Source organism: Thermoleptolyngbya sp. M55_K2018_002, from assembly GCF_015295965.1.
GTDB lineage: Bacteria > Cyanobacteriota > Cyanobacteriia > Elainellales > Elainellaceae > Thermoleptolyngbya > Thermoleptolyngbya sichuanensis.
Genome location: NZ_DVEA01000092.1, coordinates 1 through 8132, shown reverse-complemented (window position 1 = coordinate 8132; position 8132 = coordinate 1). Strand labels below are relative to the sequence as shown.

5 protein-coding genes and 1 pseudogene are annotated in these 8132 nt (G+C 57.5%); 4 read left to right on the top strand and 2 right to left on the bottom strand.

What is annotated here, in order from left to right; translation table 11 throughout:
- A pseudogene (locus IGS51_RS04670) lies at positions 1-257 on the top strand (energy transducer TonB); the annotation flags it as partial.
- A gap of 79 nt (positions 258-336) precedes the next feature.
- On the opposite strand, the gene selD reads toward IGS51_RS04670, so the two are convergent.
- Complete coding sequence (selD, locus tag IGS51_RS04665; RefSeq protein WP_297076546.1) at positions 337-2619, bottom strand: selenide, water dikinase SelD; 2283 nt, start codon at positions 2617-2619, stop codon at positions 337-339.
- 2 nt (positions 2620-2621) lie between these two features.
- Complete coding sequence (gene lepA, locus IGS51_RS04660) at positions 2622-4427, bottom strand: translation elongation factor 4 (RefSeq protein ID WP_297076541.1); 1806 nt, start codon at positions 4425-4427, stop codon at positions 2622-2624.
- A gap of 907 nt (positions 4428-5334) precedes the next feature.
- On the opposite strand from lepA, the gene IGS51_RS22290 reads away from it, so the two are divergent.
- From IGS51_RS22290 to thiS, 3 genes are all read left to right on the top strand, one after another.
- Positions 5335-5541: a hypothetical protein gene (locus IGS51_RS22290; protein WP_367279258.1), complete on the top strand. Its 207-nt coding sequence runs from the start codon at positions 5335-5337 to the stop codon at positions 5539-5541.
- Between the two features lie 163 nt (positions 5542-5704).
- Positions 5705-7546 (top strand): ATP-binding protein, encoded by a 1842-nt coding sequence (locus tag IGS51_RS04650; protein WP_297076538.1) that lies wholly within the window; start codon positions 5705-5707, stop codon positions 7544-7546.
- A 100-nt stretch (positions 7547-7646) separates the two neighbouring features.
- On the top strand, positions 7647-7853 hold the full coding sequence (gene thiS, locus IGS51_RS04645) for a sulfur carrier protein ThiS (protein WP_297076536.1): 207 nt from the start codon (positions 7647-7649) through the stop codon (positions 7851-7853).
- Positions 7854-8132 lie beyond the last annotated feature (279 nt).

Below are 8132 nucleotides of genomic sequence, written 5' to 3'. Positions count from 1 at the left end.
CTACGCCCCCTGTACCTGCGCCCCCTGTAAATGTTGCACCGCCCCGCGTCGTGGAGCCGCCGCCGCGTGTGGTAGAGCCACCGCCTCGATTCGAGCGGCCCCAGGCAGCGCCTGTGCGGGAGACTCCAGCCGAAGCGGCTCCGGTTCGCCGTGAGCGCCCTGCTGCACTGGAGTCGGTTCCGGTGTCGCCGCCCAGAGGGCCTGAGCCGCAGGCGATGGAGCCAGAATCCGTTAACTTTGGCGAGGCGCAATCCTAGCGCTATAGCTAGACGGGTTTCTGGTTTGGATTCCTCGTTTGGGCATTTGGGGTATAACCTACCTTGTTTGCCTATTTGCCTAGATCAGCCGAACGGGGCGATCGCTCTCTAGCGGAACCACTAGGGCGATCGCCCTCGATTCGGGATACCCAGCCTGGTGAAGTGCGGACAAACAGTCCGGAGCCGTTTCTGCTGGCACACAGCCCAACAGCCCGCCAGCAGTTTGCGGGTCAAACAGGATATCGGCTGGAATTTCGGAAAAGCGGGACGGAGACCCTTGCTCCCAATCCCGCACCCAGCAGGCCGCAGCCAGGTTTTGCGGATGCAGAGAACTGCGGAATCCCTGCTGCAACGTTTCTGCTGCACCGGGCAACAGCGGCAGTGCCGACAAATCTAGCTGCACGCCCACAGGCTCCGATGTTCGCAGCATTTCCACTAAATGCCCCAACAGCCCAAAGCCTGTAACGTCTGTGCAGGCATGAGCGTGATAAGCCCGAAAGATCTCTGCTGCCGCCTGGTTGGATTGCAGCATCATGGCGATCGCCCCTTCGATCCAGCGGCCCTTCGCCTGCCGCTGCATATCGGCGGCAAACAGTGTCCCCGTGCCCAGCGGCTTCGTCAGGATCAGCACGTCGCCCGGTCGCAGCCCGCCCTTATGCAGCAGGTGGGACGGCTCCGCCAAGCCGTTGCAGCACAGACCCAGCGCCATTTCTGCTCCTTCGACCGTGTGCCCACCGATCAAAACCGCGCCCGCCCCATGAAGCATCTTGGTTGCGCCTGCCAGTAGGTGGAACAGGGCTTCTTCTTGCTTGGCAGCGGTGGCATAGGGCAGCGTGGCGATCGCCAGCGCACTCTGGGGCTTCGCGCCCATCGCAAACAGATCGCTCAGCGCATGGTTCGCCGCAATCTGCCCAAATACAAACGGGTCATCCACCATCGCCCGAAAGTAGTCCACCGTTTGCACCAGCACTTGCCCAGCGGCTATCTGCACCACCGCTGCATCATCCGGCACATCCAACCCCAGCAGCACATCGTTTCGCGCTGGCTCTGGCAGTTCCGCCCGCACTCGCCGCAAGGCACGATCGAGGGTTTGGCTGCCGATTTTCGAGCCGCAGCCCGCGCAGGGTAGAGAGGGGGGAGTAGAGTCGATCGAGGATGGGGGAACAAGAGGCAAACCCTTAGACCCCCGACTTCTCATTTCTGGCAAGTTCGAGAACTTTTCCATAAAGCGGCGATCGATGCGGTCTTTCCACTGCCAGAGCCAGGGGGTGGGGCCAAAATGCAGAGGGCCGCGAGAGGCAACCGCTGTGCGATCGCCCAGCCCGACCAAAATCAAAAACTCTTTTTGCGGCACAAAGGGCTTCAGCGGTTGCCCCAGCGCGGCGCGGCGGAGATTCTCGAACAATGGCTTGCCCTGGCGCACGGCAAACACGCCCGCCTTGGGGCGCGGATGGCGAACCATCGTGGCCACGTCGCCCGCCGCAAAAACGTAGGGATGCGAGGTAGATTGCAGGCAGTCATTCACCTGGATAAAGCCGCGATCGTCGGTTGCTAAGCCGGATTCCTTGAGCCAGGATTCGGCCGAGGCTTGCGTGACCCAGAAGGGGCGATCGCACTCGATCCAGCGCCCAGACTCGCAGCGCAATCCGTCGGGTTCCACGGCTGCCACTGTTTCCCCCAGATGAAGCTGAATGCCCCGCTGGGCAAGGATATGCTGCATCTTGCGTCGCATTCCGGGGCTGCGCTCTGGCAAGATTTCGCGACCGCGATGCACCAGATGAATTTCCAGCGGCGTGTCGAGATGGCCTGCCTGCTGCAACACCTGCCGCAGCCGCGCCCGTATATTCAGCGCTAGCTCTACGCCGCCCGCGCCGCCGCCCACAATGCCCAGTCGCAAAGGACGCTGGGGCTGTTCAGACACCTGCTGAACGATCGCCTCCCATTGGGTCAAAAACTGCGAAATTGGCTTCACGGGAATGGCGTAGTCCGCCGCGCCGGGAACCGTGGAGACTGCGGGTGTGCTGCCAATATCAATGGAGAGCCAGTCGAAGGCGATCGCCGGGTGGTGGGCACACAGCACCCGATTTTGCGCCAGATCCAGACCAACCGCGCGATCGCCGATCAGCCGCGCCCCAGCAAACCTCGCCAGTGGCCGTAGGTCAATGTGGCACTCGTCGAAGTCGTACAGTCCTGCCACGTATCCGGGCAGCATTCCCGAATAGGGCGTGTGCATCACGTCGGTAATCAGCGTCAGCCGCACACCAGGAATCGGGTTCATGCCCCACATTCGGAGGGCGATCGCGTGGCTGTGGCCGCCGCCGATCAGCACGAGGTCTTGTGTAACAGGCGTGGGCGCTTCCAAGGTTATTGCAGCTTCAGCACAGCCATAAACGCTTCCTGCGGCACATCCACCGTGCCGATCGCCTTCAGGCGCTTCTTCCCTTTAGCCTGCTTTTGCAGCAGTTTCTTCTTGCGGCTGATGTCGCCGCCATAGCACTTGGCCAGCACGTCTTTTCGCAAAGCGGGGATATGTTCGCTGGCCACCACGCGGCTACCGATAGCGGCTTGCAGCGGGATTTTGAACTGGTGGCGCGGAATGAGTTCCTTGAGCTTTTCGACCAGCGCCTTGCCCACATAATAGGCTTTGTCGCGGTGAACAATGGTCGCCAGCGGGTCAACCGGGTCGCCGTTGATCAGGATATCCAGCTTCACCAGCGGATTTTCGCGATAGCCGATGAGGTGATATTCCATGCTGGCATAGCCGCGCGATCGCGACTTCATCTGGTCAAAAAAGTCCGTCACCACTTCCGCCAGCGGCAGTTCATAGGTCAACGTGGTGCGCCCCTGGGTCAAATACTTCATGTCCTTGAACACGCCCCGGCGAGACTGGCTCAGCTCCATCAGCGGGCCGACAAACTCCTCCGGCGTGATCATGTCCACCTGCACATAGGGTTCCTCAATCGCCTCGCGCTTTTGGGGATCGGGCAAGTGGCTGGGGTTGTCGATATAGACCTCGCTGCCATCTAGCAGGCGAACCTTGTAAATCACCGATGGAGCCGTGGTAATCAGATCCAGGTCGTATTCGCGCTCCAGTCGTTCCTGCACAATTTCCATGTGCAGCAGCCCCAAAAAGCCGCAGCGAAAACCAAAGCCCATTGCGCTGGAGGTTTCTGGCTCATATTGCAGGGCTGCGTCGTTCAGCCGCAGTTTTTCCAGCGCCTCCCGCAGGTCTTCAAACTCGTCGGCATCGGTAGGGAACAGTCCGCAAAACACCATCGGCTTGGCTTCGGTATAGCCAGGGAGCGGTTCCTTGGCTGGAGCCGTCGCCAGGGTAATGGTGTCGCCCACTCGCGCATCGGCCACTGCCTTGATGGCAGCCGACAGATAGCCCACTTCACCTGCGTGCAGTTCGTCTACCTGGATTTGGTTGGGCGACAGCACACCCAGTTCGTCGATTTGATACTCTTTGCGGGAAGCCATCAGCCGGATGCGATCGCCCTTCTTCAGCGTCCCATCCATCACCCGGAAGTAGACAATCACGCCGCGATAAGAATCGTAGTAGCTGTCGAAAATCAGCGCCCGCAGCGGCTCCTGCACCGTGTCTTGCGGCGGCGGCACCAGATGCACGATGGATTCCAAAATCTCGCTGATGCCAATGCCCTCTTTCGCCGAGGCAAGAATGGCGCTGCTACAATCCAGCCCGATAATTTCTTCGATTTCTCCCTTGACCCGATCTGGCTCTGCCCCCGGCAGGTCGATTTTATTTAGCACCGGAATGATTTCCAGATTATGCTCCAGCGCCAAGTACACGTTTGCCAGAGTTTGCGCCTCCACGCCTTGGGAAGCATCTACCACTAGCAGCGCACCTTCGCAGGCGGCCAGAGAGCGCGACACCTCGTAGGAAAAGTCTACGTGCCCCGGCGTGTCGATCAGGTTCAGCACGTAATCCTGCCCGTCTTCGCCGCGATAGTTCATGCGGGCTGCCTGGAGCTTGATCGTGATGCCGCGCTCTCGCTCCAGCTCCATATTGTCGAGAAATTGCTCCTTCATTTCTCGGTTGCTAACCGTGCCCGTGGTTTGCAGCAAGCGGTCGGCCAAGGTGGATTTGCCGTGGTCGATGTGGGCAATGATGGAAAAGTTGCGGATGTTAGAGACGGGAACGTCGGTCATAGACGCAAAGCATCAAGGGGTGAAAGGGACGGCAATTCTGAGAGGAGCCGGGCAATGAATCACCCTCAAGACGTGCCGCTTAAGATATTGTAATGCTTCTGTCTACCGGACGCATCGGCAGTCTGCTGAGTCGCCTGGGGTGTTGCCGCAGCCGAGGGGAACTGGATGAACTATGATTCTTGTTAGATGAAGCTGTAGCGTATTTTGTGATGCTGCAAGGCGGCTTATAGAAGCAGCAGGCGCTTCGGGTGGGGTGATTGAGGGGTGCTTGGGGAGGGGGCGATCGCACCGGATGCGAAAGTCAGAATTACCAGGGGAAAGCAGGCGCAGGTTCCTGGTACGGGGTGTAAGAGAGAGGTCTTGAAAGATCTTGAGAGAACTGAGGGGTCTTTCAGCACGGCCAGGGAGTTTTGAACGAGTTTTTTCGGTTGATATTCAGATACACGCGCTCCCACCTGCAAAAGATTCATGCTGGACTCCAAATCTGGACTCCAGATAAAGCGTCGCTTGCGCTGCGGCTGTCGCACTCTGCGGACGCAAGTTTGAATCTTCGTAAGCCTCAAGATCTACAAGATCCACGAAAAGGTTTACAAATTAAACCGTTAAGTTCACAACTCACAACATTAGATTCCCTGTGCAGAATGATTTAGGGCAGAATTTACTGTAAGCTCGGTGGGTTCTCCTCCAGAGTGGATTCTCCTACACAAAAGATGTCTGCATGGGCAAGCCAAGCGATATCAGCGACAGAAAATGCGGAATGGTGAGGTAGTAAGGCAGTTCTATGAGCGACCCTATTGTAGAATCTAATGTTGCGAAGACTGACGGTGTGAACGCTAATCTGGGCGCTCACGGCTCGACTCAGGAGGCGATCGCCCCCACAGACACACCAGCAGCCGTCAGACCCAGAGTGGTGGCCGGAAACAAGGTCGATTTGTCAATCCAGATCGACGCTGAGCTATTGAATCAGATTGGGCATCTCACCAGTGATCCGAGCAAAGTGATCGAAGTCGCTGTGCGTCAATGGCTGCGGGGTGGAGCCTCGCGGGATGACGACCTGACGCGATCGCTCCAGCGCAACCCGCCTGTTCCCCCTCGTGGAGAATGGAACGACTAGACGATTACTGGTCAATTACTGTAAGAATCACGGATTTGCCCTACAGGCCGTTGCAGATAGCCTCTGCGACAGGCTACGTTAGGCGAAGATGCTTGAAGATACTTGCTGAATCTGATTCCAGAGCGTTTTGCGCGTTTGAACTCCCTGTCTCCGATGCACGCTGATGACCTTGTCTGAAGATTCTTCTAGTTCTGTCGTTGGCCCGGCAGATGTAGCGATTGCTAGGCGACCCGGCGGCCCACTCCAGAAACCGCCCTCCATTGGTGATCTCATCTTCATACAAGACGCTGCGGGAACCTATCTCTCCTTCTCCTGGAAGGACGCAGATCACTACGGACTCGGTTCCACCGATCTGGTGGGTCGGCCAATCGAGGAGTCCGAATTTGCGCCCGCCGCCCTTGCGCCCTATTTGCAGCGGATTCGCATGGTGCTTGATTTGGGCAGCCCTGATGGGTTTTCCTACTTGTTTCGCTGTGGCGGGCAGTATCTCGTTTTTGACCTCGCGCTCAGCCCCATTCTGCAAGTCAACGCGCTGCCTTCAGCAGTCATCGTCACGGGGCGTCTGCTCTATGCCTGCACCGATGATCAGGCCCACCTGCTGCTAGAATCGCCCCCTCGCTTTAGCACGCTCCGGGGCAGCGGCTCCATCTTTTATCAAAAGGCACTGACTCGCGTTGCCTGGAACATCCGCCATACGCTTGACCTCGATGCCATCTGGCAGCAAACCGCCACAGGACTGGGTGAAACGCTCGACCTGAGTCGCTGTTGGGTGTGTGCTTACCCCGCTGAAGAGGGAAAAGCGCAGATCATGGCGGACTATCGACAAGATGGGGCGGCGGAGTGCGTCGGGCAAACGCTGGATTTACCGCACTTTCCCTACTTGCAGCAGGCCGTTTCCACGCTCCAGCCCGTTAGCACCACGCAGATTGATGAAGAAAGCGGTAGGGAGATGGCAATTTTGGCGATCGCCACCTGCCACGACGGCCAGCCCAACGGACTCCTCGTTCTGTATCAAGATGATGAAGCCCAAGTGTGGAACCCGGTCGAAATCGAGCTAGTTCAGGAATTTGCAGAACAGATCGGGACAGGCGTGGCTCATGCCAGCCTATACGCAGCGAGTCGTCGCCAGGCCGAGCGGCTGATGCAGCAGTATCACGACCTAGAGGAGAGCCGCCGTCAGGCTGAAGAGGCCTCCCGTCTCAAGAGCGAGTTTTTGGCCAACACCTCCCACGAGCTACGCACCCCCCTCAACGGCATGATCGGCTTCCTCAAGCTAATCGTGGAGGGCGTGGCAGATGACCCCCAAGAGCAGCGCGAGTTCATCGAAGAAGCCCATCGCTCGGCACTTAGCCTAAACGAAATCATTAACGACATTCTGGATCTTGCCAAGATCGAGGCGGGCAAGCTAGAAATCGAGATTAACCCGGTGAAGCTGGATGATCTGATGGAAGAGGTGGAACGCTTCATGCGTCCCCAAGCTGAGCGCAAGAATCTGAGCTTCAGAATCTGCAAGCCAGAAACGCGAGATCCGATTGTTCTGAATGGCAACTATCAGCGCCTCCGCCAGGTATTGCTAAACCTGCTGGGCAACGCCATCAAGTTTACCCACGAAGGCGGCGTTACCCTCACCACCGACATCCTGCCCCGCCAGTCTGACCAAGACAAGGGCTATGCCAAGATCAGCGTGGTAGATACAGGTATTGGCGTTTCGCTAGAGAAGCAAGACCGCCTGTTTCAGTCCTTTAGCCAGGTAGACGGTTCCCGGACTCGACAATATGGTGGCACAGGGCTGGGATTGGCGATTTCCCAGAGGCTAGTAGAAGCCATGAAGGGTGAGGTGAATTTCTATAGTCTGGGCGAAGGATTGGGGTCTACCGTCACCTTTACTGTGCCGCTACATCAGTATCCGGTGCTAGTCGCCCGACAGTCTGAAGAGGAAGATGTGGATCTGGCAGATTTGGCACAACTGGCAGACCTAGATGCAGACCTAGATGAGATGGAGTAGCGATCTCGACGGGGCGATCGCCCTCCGCGCTCTGCTGTAGCATAATTTAGTCCGTCTTCTGGGTCGTCCGCAGGCTCATTTCCAGCTTATTTTGTAAACTATGTCGATTACGCTTCAGGTCAATGGCGAACCCCGCACCTGCGAACCAGACACGCCGCTGCCGCAGTTTTTGGAGCAGTTGGGGATGAATCCGCGTCTGGTGGCGGTGGAATATAACGGCGAGATTTTGCACCGTCAGTTTTGGGAACAGACTGTGATGCAAACGGGCGATCGCCTGGAAATTGTCACCATTGTCGGCGGCGGCTGATACAAAGACTTGCTGCAAAGACTTGTTGCAAAGACTTGCAAGGACTATTGCTCAATTTAGGGCAGTCTAAAATTAGGGCAACCTAACCTGGGGTTTTCAAGTACGGTCATCCCGCCTGAAACCCACTGCTAGCCGCCCTCAGCGCAAAACGGAGCGCGTTACATTAGAAATATCGAATGGCTGTGTAACGTTTTCTAAGGCTCTGCTGCTAAAGCTTTGCAAATTTTAGCTCGGCAAACCGTTTAGCTCGGCAAACCGTTTAGCTCAGCAAACCGTTTA